13 protein-coding genes are annotated in these 15,606 nt (G+C 76.9%); 4 read left to right on the top strand and 9 right to left on the bottom strand.

The features are described 5' to 3' along the window. Positions 1–2 precede the first annotated feature (2 nt). Complete coding sequence (locus ACVWNX_RS23480) at positions 3–221, bottom strand: DUF2283 domain-containing protein (protein WP_454409661.1); 219 nt, start codon at positions 219–221, stop codon at positions 3–5. A gap of 177 nt (positions 222–398) precedes the next feature. On the opposite strand from ACVWNX_RS23480, the gene ACVWNX_RS23475 reads away from it, so the two are divergent. Then, positions 399–857, top strand: coding sequence for an ester cyclase (locus ACVWNX_RS23475; RefSeq protein WP_454409659.1), 459 nt, complete (start codon positions 399–401; stop codon positions 855–857). A gap of 60 nt (positions 858–917) precedes the next feature. Here the strand turns inward: ACVWNX_RS23475 and ACVWNX_RS23470 are convergent, their stop codons facing one another. The 3 genes from ACVWNX_RS23470 to ACVWNX_RS23460 form a co-directional block, all read right to left on the bottom strand. Continuing rightward, the gene (locus ACVWNX_RS23470) at positions 918–1,283 is read right to left on the bottom strand and encodes a GntR family transcriptional regulator (RefSeq protein WP_454409657.1); all 366 of its coding nucleotides are present in this window, start codon (positions 1,281–1,283) and stop codon (positions 918–920) included. Position 1,284: 1 nt separating this feature from the next. After that, positions 1,285–2,286 carry a DUF1648 domain-containing protein gene (locus ACVWNX_RS23465; RefSeq protein ID WP_454409656.1) on the bottom strand — a complete coding sequence of 334 codons (1,002 nt, stop codon included), beginning with the start codon at positions 2,284–2,286 and terminating at the stop codon, positions 1,285–1,287. A gap of 234 nt (positions 2,287–2,520) precedes the next feature. Further along, the gene (locus ACVWNX_RS23460) at positions 2,521–3,456 is read right to left on the bottom strand and encodes an EamA family transporter (protein WP_454409654.1); all 936 of its coding nucleotides are present in this window, start codon (positions 3,454–3,456) and stop codon (positions 2,521–2,523) included. 381 nt (positions 3,457–3,837) lie between these two features. Here ACVWNX_RS23460 and ACVWNX_RS23455 point away from each other — a divergent pair, with 381 nt between their 5' ends. Beyond that, entirely contained in the window at positions 3,838–4,338 is a 501-nt protein-coding gene (locus ACVWNX_RS23455) for a MarR family winged helix-turn-helix transcriptional regulator (RefSeq protein ID WP_454414905.1), read from the top strand. Between the two features lie 332 nt (positions 4,339–4,670). On the opposite strand, the gene ACVWNX_RS23450 is transcribed toward ACVWNX_RS23455, so the two are convergent. The 3 genes from ACVWNX_RS23450 to ACVWNX_RS23440 form a co-directional block, all read right to left on the bottom strand. Next, on the bottom strand, positions 4,671–4,856 hold the full coding sequence (locus ACVWNX_RS23450; protein ID WP_454414904.1) for a hypothetical protein: 186 nt from the start codon (positions 4,854–4,856) through the stop codon (positions 4,671–4,673). A 179-nt stretch (positions 4,857–5,035) separates the two neighbouring features. After that, the gene (gene malQ, locus ACVWNX_RS23445) at positions 5,036–7,513 is read right to left on the bottom strand and encodes a 4-alpha-glucanotransferase (RefSeq protein WP_454409652.1); all 2,478 of its coding nucleotides are present in this window, start codon (positions 7,511–7,513) and stop codon (positions 5,036–5,038) included. Then, positions 7,514–7,780, bottom strand: a complete 267-nt coding sequence (locus ACVWNX_RS23440) for a hypothetical protein (RefSeq protein WP_454409650.1) — start codon at positions 7,778–7,780, stop codon at positions 7,514–7,516. A 619-nt stretch (positions 7,781–8,399) separates the two neighbouring features. Here ACVWNX_RS23440 and ACVWNX_RS23435 point away from each other — a divergent pair. Beyond that, entirely contained in the window at positions 8,400–11,381 is a 2,982-nt protein-coding gene (locus ACVWNX_RS23435) for a beta-N-acetylglucosaminidase domain-containing protein (protein ID WP_454414903.1), read from the top strand. Between the two features lie 583 nt (positions 11,382–11,964). On the opposite strand, the gene ACVWNX_RS23430 is transcribed toward ACVWNX_RS23435, so the two are convergent. Next, positions 11,965–12,501: an HNH endonuclease gene (locus tag ACVWNX_RS23430; RefSeq protein WP_454409648.1), complete on the bottom strand. Its 537-nt coding sequence runs from the start codon at positions 12,499–12,501 to the stop codon at positions 11,965–11,967. Between the two features lie 578 nt (positions 12,502–13,079). On the opposite strand from ACVWNX_RS23430, the gene ACVWNX_RS23425 reads away from it, so the two are divergent. Beyond that, positions 13,080–14,159: a mechanosensitive ion channel family protein gene (locus tag ACVWNX_RS23425; protein WP_454409647.1), complete on the top strand. Its 1,080-nt coding sequence runs from the start codon at positions 13,080–13,082 to the stop codon at positions 14,157–14,159. A gap of 142 nt (positions 14,160–14,301) precedes the next feature. Here ACVWNX_RS23425 and ACVWNX_RS23420 read toward each other — a convergent pair whose 3' ends face one another. Beyond that, positions 14,302–15,474, bottom strand: coding sequence for a MerR family transcriptional regulator (locus ACVWNX_RS23420; protein ID WP_454409645.1), 1,173 nt, complete (start codon positions 15,472–15,474; stop codon positions 14,302–14,304). Positions 15,475–15,606: the final 132 nt, after the last annotated feature.

Genomic DNA, 15,606 nt, shown 5'->3' with positions numbered 1-15,606 from the left:
GGTCAGGGCGTGCCGGGTGTCGGGCGGGTCAGCAGGTCGGGGTGGAGGCGGCGGCCCGCCTCGGACACCTCGACGCCCAGCAGCCGTCCGTCCGCGTCGTAGTCGAGGACCGCCGCGCCGTCCTCGGTCGGGACCTGGCGGACCGCCTCGCCCGGCGCGATCCCGTCGACCAGATAGACGTACGCCATGTCCGCCGAGGCGTCGTACTCGACCCGCACCATCCGTCGTTCCCTCCTGTTCGACTGTCGGCTGTCAGCCGTCGGCCGTTCGCCACGCCGGTACGGCCGCCCGGCCGGTCGCCGGTCGGGCGGGGTCCGGTCGGGCGGGTTCCGGCCCCTCGCAGGGTATCCGCGTGCCCCGGGCCCGCCGTGGCGAAAGCGGAATGCCAGAATTCGGCCATGTCCGACGCTCATGCCCACGCCGGCGCTGACAACGGCGCCAAGGAAATCGTCCGCCAGTTCCTCCTCCAGGTGCGTTCGGGGCTCCACCCCGACCGGGCCGACCGGTTCATGGCCGGGCGGGTCCGGGCCCACCAGGTCGTCTCCGAGGCGCCGCAGGTGGTGGAGCGGACGCCCGCGCAGTACACCGAGCACGTCCAGGAGATGCTGGACGCGTACGGCGCCTTCACCCTGACCGTGGACGAGCTGATCGCCGAGGGCGACCGGGTCTACGCCCGCTGGACCCAGGAGGGGCGGCACGTCGGACCGGTCGACGGACACCCGCCGACCGGCGCCCCGGTCAGGGCCCTGACCAGCGCGGTCTACCGCGTCGAAGACGGGCTGATCGTCGAGTACTGGATCCAGATCGACCGGCTCGGCGTCACCGCGCAACTGCGGGGGACGGCCGACGCGGGCTGATCCCGGAACCCCCGGGCCGGAACCCCCGGCCCGGAAGCCCGGGTCCGGGGGCCGCGCGGGTCAGGGCGGGGGCGGGGTCAGGGTGCGGCGGACGAGGTCGAGGAGTTCCTCGTCGGAGAGGCCGACGGTCCTGGCCTCGGCCACGACCTCGTGGACGCGCTGGACGAGCCCGGTCCGTCCGGGTTCGGCCCCCGCGCTGACGGTCGCGCCGCGTCCCCGGCGGAGTTCGAGCGTGCCCTCGTCCCGGAGCTTCTGGTAGCCGCGCAGCACGGTGTGGAGGTTGATGCCGAGCGACTCCGCCAGCTCGCGCGCGGCGGGGAGGCGTTCGCCGGGCCGCACGGCCCCCTCGGCGACCGCCCGGCGGACCGAGGCCGCGACCTGGTCGCTCAGCGACAGCGGTGAGTTCGGGTCGATGCGGAAGAGCACGTCACGTTCCGTTCGGGTGGTCGCGGCGCGCCCGGTCCGCGAGGGCGTTGAGCGTCGCCGCGGCGGTGGCCGCGTCGTCCACGGTGACGCAGAAGACGGCGCCGGACGCCTGGCGGACGGCGAGGGCGTCACCGGACCGCAGGATGACGCCGCGCGCGTCCGCCCGTACACGGTAGCCCCAGCCGCCGAAGTCCCGCAGCGCGCTGACGGACCGGGTGTCGGCGGCGGCGATCCGGTCCAGCGGCACCCGGACGCGGGGCTTGGGCAGGAGGGTGGAGGCCACCGTGAGCCCCCGGGCGTCGGCGCTCACCCGCACCCGGGCCCCCGCCGTCGTCACCAGTGCGACGACCAGCGCGGGGACGGCCGTCCACCAGCCCACCAGGAGGCCCAGCAGGGCGGTGGTCGCCATCGTCGCGCCGCCCGTCGCCCACAGACCGGGCGAGTTGACCGTGCGGGTCCAGGCGACCTGTTCCCGGGCGGCGAGCGCGAGACGGTCCGCTCCGGCGGGCGGCGCCTGCTCCGCCGTGGTGGCGTCGTCGGGGTCCGCCCCCGCGAGGAACCAGCCCGCGACGGCGGCGCAGACACCGGTCGCCACGGCGGCGACGAGGTGCCACGCCGGGAACCGCACCGCTTCGGGGTCGGTGGCGTCCGCGTTGGTCAGGACGGTCATCGCCAGGACGTACCCGACGAGGGCGATCGTGCCCGCGCCCACGGCGGCGAGGCCGCGCGGAGCCGCCCCCTGGCCGTGGGAGAACCAGGTCATCAGCCCGAAGGCCACGGCGAGCAGGGCCGGGAACAGCAGTCCCACCACGAGGAACGTGCCCTGCCCCTGGAAGTCGTCGGCCCGTCCGTCCGGGGCCATATGGGTCGCGAGATCGGCCGGGAGCCGGTCCCGCACGGCGAGGAAGACCGCGAGGAACACGGCACCCGCCAGCACCCCGGGCACGGTCGCCACCACCACGCGCCGCCAGCGCACGGAACGGTTCCTGGTCTCCGGTCTCATCACGTCACCCCTTGGAAGGCACTGAAGATGTTGCATAGTTCTATCTCTACTAGAACAATAGCCGGACGGGACCTCAAGGCGTCAAGGCGTCAAGACACCGGGCGCGACGACGAGGACCCCGGCGCTCCCGGGGAGGGAGTGACGGGGTCCTCGTCGCCATGGGCGGCGCGGCGGACTTCGCGGCCGGGCGCGGCGGGTCCGGTGCGTCCGGCCAGTCCGGTGCGTCCGGCGGGTTCAGCGGGCGGCCGGGACCGGGGCGGGAGCGAGAGCGGGAGCCGTGTCGGCTTCGGCTTCGACCTCGGATGCCGGGCGGCGGGTCGGGGCGGGGAGGAGCTGACCGGCGATGGTGGCAGTGAGGGCCAGGGCCACGCCGAGCACCTGGAGCGGGGTGAGGGACTCGCCCAGCGCGGCCCAGCCGATGAGGGCGGCGGTCAGCGGCGACAGCGGCCCGAGCAGCATGACCTGGGTGGCGGAGAGCAGCCCGATGCCCCGGAACCAGAGCAGATAGGCGAGGGCGGTGTTGGCGACGGCGAGGTACAGGTAGCCGCCGAGGGCGGTGGCGTCCAGCGCGGGCGGCGCGCCCTCGACGGCGAAGGCGATCGGGGCGATCAGCAGTCCGCCCACGGTCAGCTGCCACGCGGTGAGCGTGAGCGGTCCGGCCCCGTCGGGCCGTCCCCACCGCTTGGTGAGGACGGTGCCCGCCGCCATCGACAGGCTCGCCGCGGCCGCCGCCCCGACCCCGATCAGGTCGAAGGCGCCGGTCGCCTTCAGGACGACGAGGCTGACGCCGAACGCCGCGACGACGCCGGTGAGCAGGGTCCGTACGGTGGGCCGCTCGGAGAGCAGCAGGACGGCGAGCCCCGCGACGAACAGCGGTCCGAGCGAGCCGACGACCGCCGCCATCCCACCGGGCAGCCGGTACGCGGAGAGGAACAGCAGGGGGAAGAACGCCCCGATGTTCAGCGCGCCGAGGACCGCCGACTTCCACCACCAGGCGCCGGTGGGCAGCCGCCGGGCGATCGCCAGCAGGACGAGCCCGGCGGGCAGGGCCCTCATCAGTCCGGTGAACAGGGGCCGGTCGGGTGGCAGGAACTCCGTGGTCACGGCGTAGGTGGAGCCCCAGGAGACGGGGGCGAGGGCGGTCAGGGCGATGGTGGCGGCGCGGTTCACGGTGGTCCCCCCGGAGGTGTCGTCTGGGTCGGTGCCGGTCCCCGGACCCGGGCGTGGCGCCGTGCGCGCCGCACCCGGAGGTCCGGGGAGTTCCTCGTACGTAAGTAGCTTAGCTCTAAGCTTGTTTTCGTCAAGCCTCTTGCTTGTAACTGACTTACTTGGGAGTGGCTCGTTTACAAGCAAATGAAGGGCGCGGATAATCCCCCTATGAACCGACCCCTCTCGGACCCCGGTCCCGACCGTCGCCCGTCCCCCGTCGACCCCACCGGTCCCGCTGGCCCTACCGGTCCCGCCGTCTCCGGCGTCTCCGGCGCGGGCAGAGACGCGGGCACGGACACGGGCACGCGTGCGGAAACGGGCACGCCGGACGCCCCCGACGCCGTGGACGCGATCGTCGAGCAGTGGGCCCGGGTGCGGCCCGAGCTGGACACCCGGGCGATGGAGGTGTTCGGCCGGATCAACCGGCTGGCCTGCGCGCTCAGCGTCGGGGTGGAGAAGGCGTACGCGCGCCACGGCATCGGGCGCGGCGAGTTCGACGTGCTGGCGACCCTGCGCCGGTCGGGCGAGCCGTACACCCTCTCGCCGCGTCAGCTCTCCGCGACGCTGATGCTGACCAGCGGGGGCATGACGGGACGGCTCGACAAGCTGGAACGGGCCGGGCTGCTGCGCCGGTCACCCGATCCGCACGACCGGCGGGGGCTGCGCGTCACCCTCACGGGGGAAGGGCTCGCCCTAGTGGACGAGGCCGTCGTCTCCGGGCTCGCCGTGCAGACGGCCGCGCTGGCGCCGCTCGACGACGAGCGGGTGGCGCAACTGGCGGCGCTGCTGCGCCCGCTGCTGACGGAGGCGGAGGGGCCGACCGAACGGCCCCCGGCCAGCTGATCCGCACGGCGTCCGCGCGGGTTGGCCCGCGCGGCGGACCTGTGGGCTGACCCGGGGCCCTGACCAGCGGCCCGCGCGGCATCCTGCGGACTGGCCCGTGGGGCGCCCCGGGACTGATGCGCCGGGCCCCGGCCAGCTGGTCCACAGGGCCCCGGGCCAGCTGATCCGTGGGGCGTCCCTGTGGGCTGACCTACGGGGCGTCCAGGCTGACCCGTGCGGCGACCCCGGGCTGACCGCGCGGCGGACGGGTGCCGGATCGCCTCTGGAACGCAGCACGAGGGCGGCGGCCGCGTGTGCGCGGTCGCCGCCCTCGTGGCGGATCTAGGGTGAGGTCAGCTCTGCTTCGGCTGCTTGCCGGAGCGGTCCGCGATCATCACCAGGCCCGTGATGACCACGAAGAGCAGGATCGGGGCGACCACGAAGAGACCCACGGTCTCGACCACGCTCAGCTTGGGAGCCGGGTCGTCACCGTCGTCGCGGGTCAGCGCGAGCGCGGGGGACGACATGAGCAGCATCATCAGCGTCGTGCCGGTGGCCAGGGCGCCGGCGCGCAGGGCGTTCTTCTTCACGGTGCCAACGTAGCGAACGCCCGGCCGCGCCGCGCGCCCGGGGTCCCGTACCGGACCGGACCGGCCCGTTCACCGGCCCCGTACCCGTAACCCCTACCCGTCAGCCGTCAGCCGTCGGGCGCCAGCCGTCAGGCGTCAGGCGGGACGCGTGCGGGGACGGCGCCGCGCAGCACGCCGATCAGGGCGTGCAGCCGGTCCGTGGCCATCAGGTCCTCCAGGGTCAGCGGACGGCCCGCGCCGTCCGCCACGGGCAGCCGCCAGTTGGGGTACTCGCGCCAGGTGCCGGGGAGGTTCTGGGGCCGCCGGTCGCCGACCGCGTCCGGCAGCCAGACGCCGACCAGCCGGGCGGGGGTGCTCGACAGGAAGCGGTGGACCGCCCGGACCCGTTCCTCCTCGGCCCCGGCGCCCGGGTCCCGGGCGGCCTCCGGGGAGAGCAGTCCCAGCCGGACGAAGAGGGCCAGCCACTCGGCCCGTTCCCGGTCGGCCGCCGCGCGCGCCTCGGCCGGGGGCCCGCTCAGCAGCCCCAGGGAGTCCCGCAGGTCGACGTCCGCGCCGGTCAGCCGGGCTGCGGTGGGCGGCAGATCGTGGGTGGTGGCGGTGGCGAGGCAGTCGGCGCGCCACTCCCCCGGCGGCAGCGGACGGGCCGGGTCGGCGTCCCAGGCCCGCTCGAACCAGAGGACGGAGGTGCCGAGGACGCCCCGTTCGCGCAGCGCCTCCCGGACGCCCGGCGCCACCGTGCCGAGGTCCTCCCCGATCACCAGGGCGCCCGCCCGGTGGGCCTCCAGGACCAGCACCGCGAGCATCGCCCCGGCGTCGTGGTGGACGTAGGTGCCCTCGGCGGGCGGACGGCCCTCCGGCACCCACCAGAGCCGGAAGAGCCCCATCACGTGGTCGACGCGGAGCGCCCCCGCGTGCCGGAACAGCCCGCGCAGCAGCCGCCGGAACGGCGCGTAGCCGCTGGCGGCGAGGCGGTCGGGGCGCCAGGGCGGCAGCCCCCAGTCCTGTCCGCGCGGGTCGAAGCCGTCCGGCGGCGCGCCGACCGACACCCCGGTGGCGAAGTGGTCCCGTCCCGCCCAGGTGTCGGCACCGTGCGGATGGACGCCGACGGCGAGGTCGTGGACCACCCCGACCGGCATGCCCGCCGTCCGCGCCGCGCGCTGGGCGGCGCCGAGCTGGAGTTCGGTGAGCCAGACCAGCCAGCGGTGGAAGGCAACCCGGTCGCGCAGCCGTTCCCGGGCCCGGGCGGTGGCCGCCGAGCGGGGGTCGTCGAGTCCGTCCGGCCAGGTCCGCCAGTCGGGGCCGTGACGTTCGGCGAGGGCGCACCAGGTGGCGTGGTCCTCCAGGGCGGTGCCCTCGCGGGCGGCGAACCCGTCGTGGGCGGCGCGCCGTCCGGGGGTCGGCTCCACCGCGTGGAGCAGTTCCAGGGCTTGGTGCTTGAGGGCGCGGACGGCGTCCCGGTCGATGAGTTCCGCCCCGCTCAGCACCCCGGCGCGCAGGGCGGCGGCGCGGGCGGCGAGGTCGTCGACGCGGGCCCGGGCGGCCGGGTCCAGCCGGGTGTACTCGTCGACGTCCTCGATCCGCAGATGGACGGGGTCGGGGAAGCGGCGGGAGGAGGGCCGGTAGGGCGAGGGGTCGGTGGGGGCGCCGGGGACGGCCGCGTGCAACGGGTTGACCTGGACGAACCCCGCGCCGAGCGTGCGGCCCGCCCAGGTGACGAGGTCGGTGAGGTCACCGAGGTCGCCGAGGCCCCAGGAGCGGTGCGAGAGGAGGGAGTACAGCTGGACGAGGAACCCGTACGCGCGGGCGCCGGGCGCGGGGGCGCGGGCGGGCGGGACGACGAGGTGCGCGGTGACGGTACGGCCGTCGGGCACGGTGACGGTGAGCGCGTGGACGCCGTACGGGAGGGCGCCGGGAAGCACGGGAACGGCGCCCGGCTCGGGGGTCCCCCGGGCCGGGGCGGGGCCTGATCCGGGGAGCGGGCCGGGGGCGGGGCCCGACCAGGGAACCTGGCCGTCGGGAACCTGGCCGTCGGGGGCGTGCCGCTGGGCGCTGGCGCTGGTGCTCCGCGCCGTCCGGGCCGCACCGGTCTTCCGGGTCGTCCAGACCGTCCGGGTCCGCCGGGGTTCCCCGGCCGCCCGTACGCTCCGGGCCGTCCAGGGCGTCCAGGACGTCGGGGCGGGTTCGTCAGCCGCGCCGGTCCCACCGTCCCCGGTCCCGTCAGTGACCCCGGCGGTGTCCCCCTCAACAGCCCCGGCGCCGTACCCGGCGGGATCGCCCTCCGCCGTCCCGGTCCCGTACCCGGCGGGGTCGTCCCCGGGCCCGTCCTCGGGGACCAGGCGCAGCCGGGTGCCGGGTGGCAGGGCGTCCAGTTCGGGGGGCGGGGGCCGGTCCGGCCACCACACCAGGGTGGGCGGCAGCAGCCGTTCGCGGAGTTCCGTCTCCCGGGCGGCGAGGGCCGCCGCGACCCGGTCGGGGCGGTCGGCGTCCACCCCCAGCGCGGCGAGCGCCGCGCGGACGGCGTCCGGCGGCACCCGCACCACCCGGCCCGGCGCCGGGGAGTAGGCGGTCGCCACCCCGTACAGCTCGGCGAGCCGGTTGAGGGGCACTCAGACCACCGACGGGTCCTGGCCGGTGGCCTGGGCGGCGGGCTCGCTGGTCAGCGGGAGGGCGCCGGGGTACGGGGACTCGCTGGTCAGCGGGGCGGCGACGGCGAGCGGCGGTTCGCTGGTGAGCGGCGCGGAGGCCGGGTGCGGCACCCGGCCCTCGGGGGCGGCGGGGGTGCGGTCGCCGGACTCCCGGGCGACCAAGGGGGCGGGTCCGTCCGAGGGGCGGGGGGCGAGGGCGTCGAGCAGGAGGTGGGCGGAGGGGGTCACTGCGGGCTCCTTCGGCGGGCGACGACGGCACAGTCGGGCCCGTCCGGTACCGCGCGTCGGACGCCACGGCCGGAGGCCCACCGGCCACCTACCCGGACCCGGCGGGGGCAAGGGCTCCCGCCGACGAACGTGGGCGGGGTCACGTCCGGGGGCTCCGGCCGGGAGTCCGGGCCGGGAGCCCCGGCCCGGAAGGCTCGGTGACGGTGCCGACGAGGGGCGCGGGATGCTCACAGGGCCACTGTGACGGACGGTGCGTCAATGTGCCTCGGAAGCTCACCCGTCCGGGCAATTCCGGCACAACGCCCAGAGACGTTGACATGTTCCCCCACCGGGTGGTGGGCTCCCGTCACGTTCGGGCCAACGGCGGTCCGGGGGCGGGGCGGAAGAGGCGAGTGCCGTGACGAAGCGCAGGACGAAGGCGGGAGCCGTCGCCGCGGCCCTCATGGCGGGCGCGCTCGGCGGCGGCCCCAGCGCACTGGGGCCGGTGGCGGCCCCGGGCGGCCCCACCGCCGTGGGCGCCGCCGAGCAGACGGCGCCGCCGCCCGGCGCGGCCACCGGTCCGGGCACCCCGGGCTCCGCCGTACCGGGGCAGCCCGGCACCGTCCCGGGTGCCGACGGGATGGCCGCCAAGGCGCCCGTACCGGGGGTCTCCGACGCCTCCGCCCCCGATCCGGGCGAGGCGCGCCGGGACCCGGGCCCGTCGCCCGCCGTGTGGCCGCGCCCCCAGCAGGCGCGGACCGACGGCAAGCCGGTCCGGGTCACCGACGAGGTGCTGCTGGCGGTCGGCGAGGGCGCCGACGAGCGGGCGTTGACGGCGCTGGAGGCGCTGCTGCGGGAGGCGGGCGCCCGGCGGGTGACCCGGTTCTCCGGCACCGACCGGCTGCCCGGCGGCGACCGGCTGGTGGTGCGCGCCGGGCCGGACACCGGCGACGCCGGGGACACCGGCGGTCCGGCGGCGGGGTCCCGCGACGGCGACCCGTCGTCCCGGGCCCGGGACGGCGCCCGGCTGGACGCCGCGCTGCGGGCGCTCGGCGCGGCCGCCAAGGCCGACATGCCCACCGGGGGGTACCGGCTGGCGGTGGGCCGGACGGCGGGCCGGGACACGGTCGCCCTCGCGGGCACCGGGGAGGCCGGGCTGTTCCACGCCGTGCAGACGCTGCGTCAGCTCGCCGACGGGGGCCGGATCGCCGGGGCGGTCGTCCGGGACTGGCCCGGAACGGCCGTGCGGGGCATGGCCGAGGGCTTCTACGGCACCCCGTGGAGCCATCCGCAGCGGCTGGCGCAGCTGGACTTCCTCAGCCGCACCAAGCAGAACCGCTACCTCTACGCGCCCGGCGACGACCTCTACCGGCAGGCCCGCTGGCGGGAGCCCTATCCGGCGGCGGCCCGCGACGACTTCCGGGAGCTGGCCGAACGGGCCCGGCGCGGACACGTCACCCTGGGCTGGGCGGTCGCCCCGGGCCAGGCCATGTGCATGTCCTCGGACGCGGACGTCGCCGCGCTGAACCGGAAGCTGGACGCCATGTGGGCGCTGGGCTTCCGGGCGTTCCAGCTCCAGTTCCAGGACGTCAGCTACAGCGAGTGGCACTGCCCCCGGGACGCCGAGGTGTTCGGTTCGGGCGCCGAGGCCGCCGCACGGGCGCACGCCCGGGTGGCGAGCGCGGTCGCCCGGCACCTCGCCCAGCGCCATCCGGGCGCGGCGCCGCTGTCGGTGATGCCGACCGAGTACTACCAGGACGGGCCGACGCCCTACCGCCGGGAACTGGCGGCGGGCCTGGACGCCTCGGCGACCGCCGGGGCGCCGGTCGAGGTGGCGTGGACCGGGGTCGGGGTGGTGCCGCGCACCATCACCGGCGCCGAACTGACCCGGGCCCGTTCGGCGTTCGGCCGTCCGGTGGTCACCATGGACAACTACCCGGTCAACGACTTCGCCCGGGACCGGATCTTCCTGGGCCCCGCGATGGGGCGGGCCCCGGCCGTCGCGGGACGTTCGGCGGCGGTGCTGAGCAACGCGATGCAGCAGCCGGTGGCGTCCCGCATCCCGCTGTTCACGGCCGCCGACTTCGCCTGGAACCCGCGCGCCTACCGGCCCGGCGAGTCCTGGCGGGCGGCGATCGACGCGGTCGCCGAGGGCACCTCGGAGCGGACCCGGGCGGCGGTGACCGCGCTCGCCGCGCACGACGCGTCCTCGGTGCTGGGCGCCGAGGAGTCCGCGTATCTGCGGCCCCTCGTCAAGGAGTTCCGGGCCACGCGGAACACCGGAGCCCCGGGGGACGCCAAGGGCGCGAAGGACGCGGATACCAAGGAGCGGACGGCCGCCGAGCGGCGGCTGCGGGACGCGTTCCGGCAGCTCGCGGAGGTGCCCCGGGACCTGGCGGGCACCGAACTGTACGGGGAGACCCGGCCGTGGGCCGACCAGCTCGCCCGGTACGGCACGGCCGGCGTGGCGGCCCTGGACCTGCTGGCCGCCCAGGACCGGGGCGACGGTCCGACGGCGTGGCGGCTGGCCCGCGATCTGGACCGGCGGACGAAGGAACTGCGGGCGGCCCGGGTCACGGTCGGCGACGGGGTCCTGGACCCCTTCCTGAAGCGGGCCAGGACCGCGTTCGACACCTGGTCGGGCGCGGCGACCGAACCGGAGCCGACCGGTTCCGGCGACGGCCGGACGGTGGCCCTCGACCGGTCCCGTCCGGTGCTGGCGGTGACCGCGCTGACCGAGCCCGGCACCACCGGGACGGTGGAGGCGCTGGTGCCCGGCGGGGGCTGGCGGCGCCTGGGCGAACTGGCGGCGGACGGCTGGACCGAGCTGAGCACCAATGACCTGGTGGTGGAGGGGGTGCGGGTGAGCGGGCCGGAGCCGTCCCGGGTGCGGCATCTGGTCCCCTGGTTCGCGGACGCTCCGGCCGCCGCCTTCTCGCTGGCCCGCACCGAGACGGACGTGGCGGTCGGCGGCGACCCCCGGAAGGTGACGGTCCGGCTCACCGCCCGGCGGCCCGTGGCGGTGCGCGGCGAGGTGCGGGTGCGGGCGCCGAAGGGGCTGGAGGTCCGGCTCCCGAAGCGGGTCGTGGTGCCGCGCGGCACCACGCTGGAGGTGCCGCTCACGGTGGAGGCGCCGAAGGGCACTCCGTCGGGCACCTACGACGTGGCGGTGACGTTCGGCGGCGTGACGCGGGTGCTGACCGTGCGGGCCTTCCCGGAGATCGGCGGCCCCGATCTGGCGCGCGGGGCGCGGGCCGGGTCCTCGGCGGACGAGACCCCGGCCTTCCCGGCGGCGTCGGCGGTGGACGGCGACCCGGCCACCCGCTGGTCCTCGCCCGCCGAGGACGACTCCTGGTGGTCGGTGGAGCTGCCCCGGCCGGTGCGGCTGGGGCAGGTGGTGCTGCGCTGGGAGGCGCACGCCGCCCGGTACCGGATCCAGGTGTCGTCGGACGGCCGCGACTGGCGGACGGTGGCCACCGTCGCGGACGGGCGCGGGGGCCGCGAGGCGGTCCGGATGGACGCCCTCGACGTCCGGCACGTCCGGGTCCAGGGCGACCGCCGGGCCACCCGGTTCGGCTACTCGCTGTGGTCGGTGGAGGCGTACGCGATCACCGGACGCTGAGCGGCGACGGGGCGCGGCGGGCGCTGGACCCGGCCGGTGGCGTCCAGGCCGGTGCACCCCGGCCTTGGACGCCATCGGCTGGGCCCCGTCGGCCTGGGCGGGCCGGGGGCGTCGGCGGCACTCGGCCGTCTCCGGCCGACACGGGCTGGCGGGCCGACGCGGGCTGGCGGGCTGGCGGGCTGGCGGGCTGGCGGGCTGGCGGGCTGGCGGGCTGGCGGGCTGGCGGGCTGGCGGGCTGGCGGGCTGGCGGGCTGGCGGGCTGGCGGGCTGGCGGGCTGGCGGGCTGGCGGGCTGGCGGGCTGGCGGGCTGGCGGGCTGGCGGGCTGGCGGGCTGGCGGGCTGGCGGGCTGGCGGGCTGGCGGGCTGGCGGGCTGGCGGGCTGGCGGCGTCAGGCTTCCGGATGGGGCTGGTGGCACCGGTGGCCCTCGGTAGTTCCCAGTGAGGCCCATGAGACCGGTGAGGCCCATGAGACCAGGGGCCGTGAGACCGGGGGCCGTGAGACCCGGTGAGGTCCCCGTGAGACCGGGGGCCGTGAGACCCGGTGAGGTCCCCGTGAGACCGGGGGGCCGTGCGGCCGGGGGCGTCAGGCGGAGACCCCGTCGATCCGGGCCAGCGCGTCGTCCGCGCCGTAGGGCCGGAGGTAGGGCAGCCAGCGCGGGTCGCGGTGACCGGTGCCGATGATCCGCCAGGCGAGCCCGGTCGGCGGGGCGGGCTCGTGCCGCAGCCGCCAGCCGATCTCCACCAGATGGCGGTCCGCCTTGACGTGGTTGCAGCGGCGGCAGGAGGCGACGACGTTGTCCCAGGCGTGCCGACCGCCCCGGCTGCGCGGGATCACGTGGTCCACGCTGGTCGCGACGCTGCCGCAGTACATGCACCGTCCGCCGTCCCGGGCGAACAGGGCCCGCCGGGTGAGGGGAACGGGCCCCCGGTAGGGGACCCGTACGAAGCGCTTGAGCCGGACCACGCTGGGGGCCGGGACGGTGACCGTCGCGCTGTGGAGGAAGGCGCCGGACTCCTCGAGACAGACGGCCTTGTTCTCCAGGACGAGGACGAGCGCGCGTCGGAGCGGTACGACGCCGAGGGGCTCGTACGACGCGTTGAGGACCAGGACGTGCGGCACGGACTGCCTCCTTGTGCGTCGGCGGCGCGTGGCTCGCGCCGGGACGATCTCGTTCAGTCTCCCCTCTCGTCCGCTCGGCGCGCCACCACCTCCCGGTAACGGGGTGGGGGAGTTTCTTCTCACGTTCCCCCCGCCCCGGCCGTCCGGTAGGGGCCGGGACGGCGCGGGCGTACGGGACGGGCGCGAGCGGCTCCGGCGGCGGACCGGGGCCGGGGGACGGGAGGCGCGGCGACGGGGGAACGGGGGCGGCGGGGCCCGGCGACAGGGCCCGGACCGGGGGTGACGGCGGAGGCCACGGTTCCGCCGGGCGCCCCGGGCACCTGCCGCGGGCCCGTCCGGGGAGCGGCGGCGATCCCCTTCCCGGGACCCCGCGCGCCCCGGACGGGGAACCGTCCGGCCGACGGGCCCGGCCCCCTCCCGGGGCGCCCGGCGGGCCCGGTGGGTGCCCCGGTGCGCGTGGCGTGGGCCACTGTCGGGTCGGCGATGCCCCGTTAGTGTGGTGTGTCTGCCCGATTCCGGCGGGCCGCCCCGCCCGCCTCTCCCCAGCCGGGCAGGCCGCTACGCCTGGAGGTACCCCCGTGTTCCTGTCCGCCTCGTCGGTCCTGTCGACCAACGGCACCGACCCGGGTCCCGTCACCCTGGAGGGCGCCCACGAGACGGCGACCAACGCCGCGAGCTGGGTCGAGCAGAACTGGTCGACCTGGCTGAGCATCGGTCTGCGGGTGCTGCTGGTCCTGACCATCGCCCTGGTGCTGCGGGTGGTGATCCGCCGGACCATCACCAAGCTGATAGACCGGATGAACCGGACCGCGCAGGCCGTCGACGGCACCGCCCTCGGCGGGCTGCTGGTGAACATCGAGCGCCGCCGCCAGCGGTCGCAGGCGATCGGCTCGGTGCTGCGCTCGGTGGCGTCGTTCCTGATCCTGGGCACCGCCGGACTGATGATCCTGTCGACGTTCCAGATCGACCTGGCGCCGCTGCTGGCCTCGGCCGGTGTCGCGGGCGTCGCGATCGGCTTCGGCGCGCGCAACCTCGTCACGGACTTCCTGTCCGGCGTCTTCATGATCCTGGAGGACCAGTACGGCGTCGGTGACTCCATCGACGCGGGCGTGGCCTCCGGCGAGGTCATCGAGGTGGGGCTGCGGGTCACCAAGCTGCGCGGCGACAACGGCGAGATCTGGTACGTCCGCAACGGCGAGGTCAAGCGGGTCGGCAACCTCTCGCAGGGCTGGTCGACGGCCGGGGTGGACGTCACCGTGCGGCCCAGCGAGGACCTGGACCGGGTCCGCGCCACGCTCACCGAGGTCGGCGAGCGGATGGCCAAGGACGAGCCCTGGAACGAGACGCTGTGGGGCCCCATCGAGATCCTGGGCCTGGACAGCGTGCTGCTGGACCAGATGGTGATCCGGATGTCCGCGAAGACGATGCCCGGCAAGTCCCTCGGCGTCGAGCGGGAGCTGCGCTGGCGGATCAAGCGGGCGTTCGACGCGGCGGGCATCCAGCTCGTCGGCGGGCTCCCCCTCCAGCAGGACGGGGAGGCCGCCGCGGCCGACCCGACGGCGGGCATGGCGGCGCCGTCCGCCTACGGCAACGCCGCCTCGCCGCAGTCGATGGCGACCGCCCCGATACCGCCCGGGCCGAACCTCACGAAGCAGTAGCCTTCCCCCCTCCCGGCCGCCCGGCGGCTCCCGACCGCCCCCGGGCTCCGCCGCCCCGGGCTCCGTCGGCCCGGGTGTTGTCGGCCCGGGTGTTGTCGACCGGGACGCCGTCAGTCCGGGGCCGTCGTCGGCCGGAGTGCCGTCAGACCGGGGCGGAGGCGTCCGCGACCGGCATCACCAGGGTGGTGAAGCTGCCCTGGTCGGCGGAGCGCACCACGACCGGGGTGTCCGGGGAGCGGATCTCCAGCAGCACGTCCGGACCGACGGCCGCGTCGACCGACGCCAGCAGCCGCCCCGGGTCGAAGGCGATCCGCACCGGCTCACCCGGGCACAGCACCCGGGGCACCGGCCGTCCGTCCACCGCGAGCGCCCCGCCGTCGGTGGTCAGGACGGTGCACTCGCCCTCCACCGCCGTCAGCGCGGCGGCCAGCGCGGTCCGGTCCGCCACCACCCGGTGCCGCACCGGGCCGAGACCGGTGAGCACCGCCCGCCAGTCGGGGAACTCCCCGGGGGCGCGACGCACCTCCCGGACCCCGTCGGGGCCGCGCAGCCGCGCCCCGTCCTCGTCGGCCTCGACGACGACCTCCGCCAGCGGCAGCGCCCATCCGGCGAGCGCGCGGGCCTCCTCCGCCTCGACCAGGAAGCCGCGCGGGCCGCCCCGGACGTCGTCGGCCCGCAGGGTGCGGGCGGCGAGCCGGTAGCTGTCGGTGGCGACCGCCCGGACCTCCCCGTGGTCGAGTTCGATCCGGACCCGGCCGAGCACGGGGTGCGCGGCGCGGGCGTCGCCGGTCGCCGTCGCGGTCACCACCTGGCGCAGGGCCCGGGACAGCTCCGCTCCCCCGAGGCGCGCCCCGGCGGTGGGGGCGGGCAGCTCCCGCAGCAGGTCCCGGACGGCGGCGCGGGCCGCGTCGGCCTCCGCCCCGGTGCGGCGGGCGTGGTCCTCCAGGAGGATCCGGGCCTGGCCGGGCGGCCCGTCGAGGACGGTGGGCACGTCGGCGAGGGGCAGTCCGGCGGCGCGGAGCCGGACGATCCGCAGGGCGCGGTCGGTCTGGTCCGGGGCGTAGGAGCGGTAGCCGGTCTCCGGGTCCACCCGGGCGGGGCGCAGGATGCCGCCGTCGTCGTAGAAGCGGAGGGCGCTGGGGGCGAGGCCGACCAGCCGCCCGAACGCCCCGATGCCCATGAGGGTGTCGCCGGGCCGCGCCGTCGCCCCGGGGGCGGGGGCTCCGCCGGGGCCGTCGGGGGCCGCGAGGCCGTCGGCTCCGCCGGGACCGTCGGGGGCGGGGGTTCCTTGGATGTCGCTGTCCGTGTCGTTCACCCTGCTCACCCTGGCCCTTCGAGCGGCCTGAGGGTCAAGCGGCCCCCCGGACGGGACGGGCCGGGAGACGGCGGAACGGACGACGGGACGGACGGCGGGACCGTTCCGAACGGGGTCGGAACGGACGCGGAG

Source organism: Streptomyces sp. JNUCC 64, assembly GCF_054484115.1.
The sequence above is the reverse complement of the archived record's forward strand: the minus strand, read 5'-3'. Positions and strand labels throughout refer to the sequence as shown.

Excerpts from the sequence above, each read along its gene's own strand:
- ACVWNX_RS23480 (WP_454409661.1), bottom strand. The coding sequence starts at position 221 with ATGGTGCGGGTCGAGTACGACGCCTCGGCGGACATGGCGTACGTCTAT.
- ACVWNX_RS23475 (WP_454409659.1), top strand. The coding sequence starts at position 399 with ATGTCCGACGCTCATGCCCACGCCGGCGCTGACAACGGCGCCAAGGAA.
- ACVWNX_RS23465 (WP_454409656.1), bottom strand. The coding sequence starts at position 2,286 with ATGAGACCGGAGACCAGGAACCGTTCCGTGCGCTGGCGGCGCGTGGTG.
- ACVWNX_RS23450 (WP_454414904.1), bottom strand. The coding sequence starts at position 4,856 with ATGATGCTGCTCATGTCGTCCCCCGCGCTCGCGCTGACCCGCGACGAC.
- ACVWNX_RS23435 (WP_454414903.1), top strand. The coding sequence starts at position 8,400 with ATGGCCGCCAAGGCGCCCGTACCGGGGGTCTCCGACGCCTCCGCCCCC.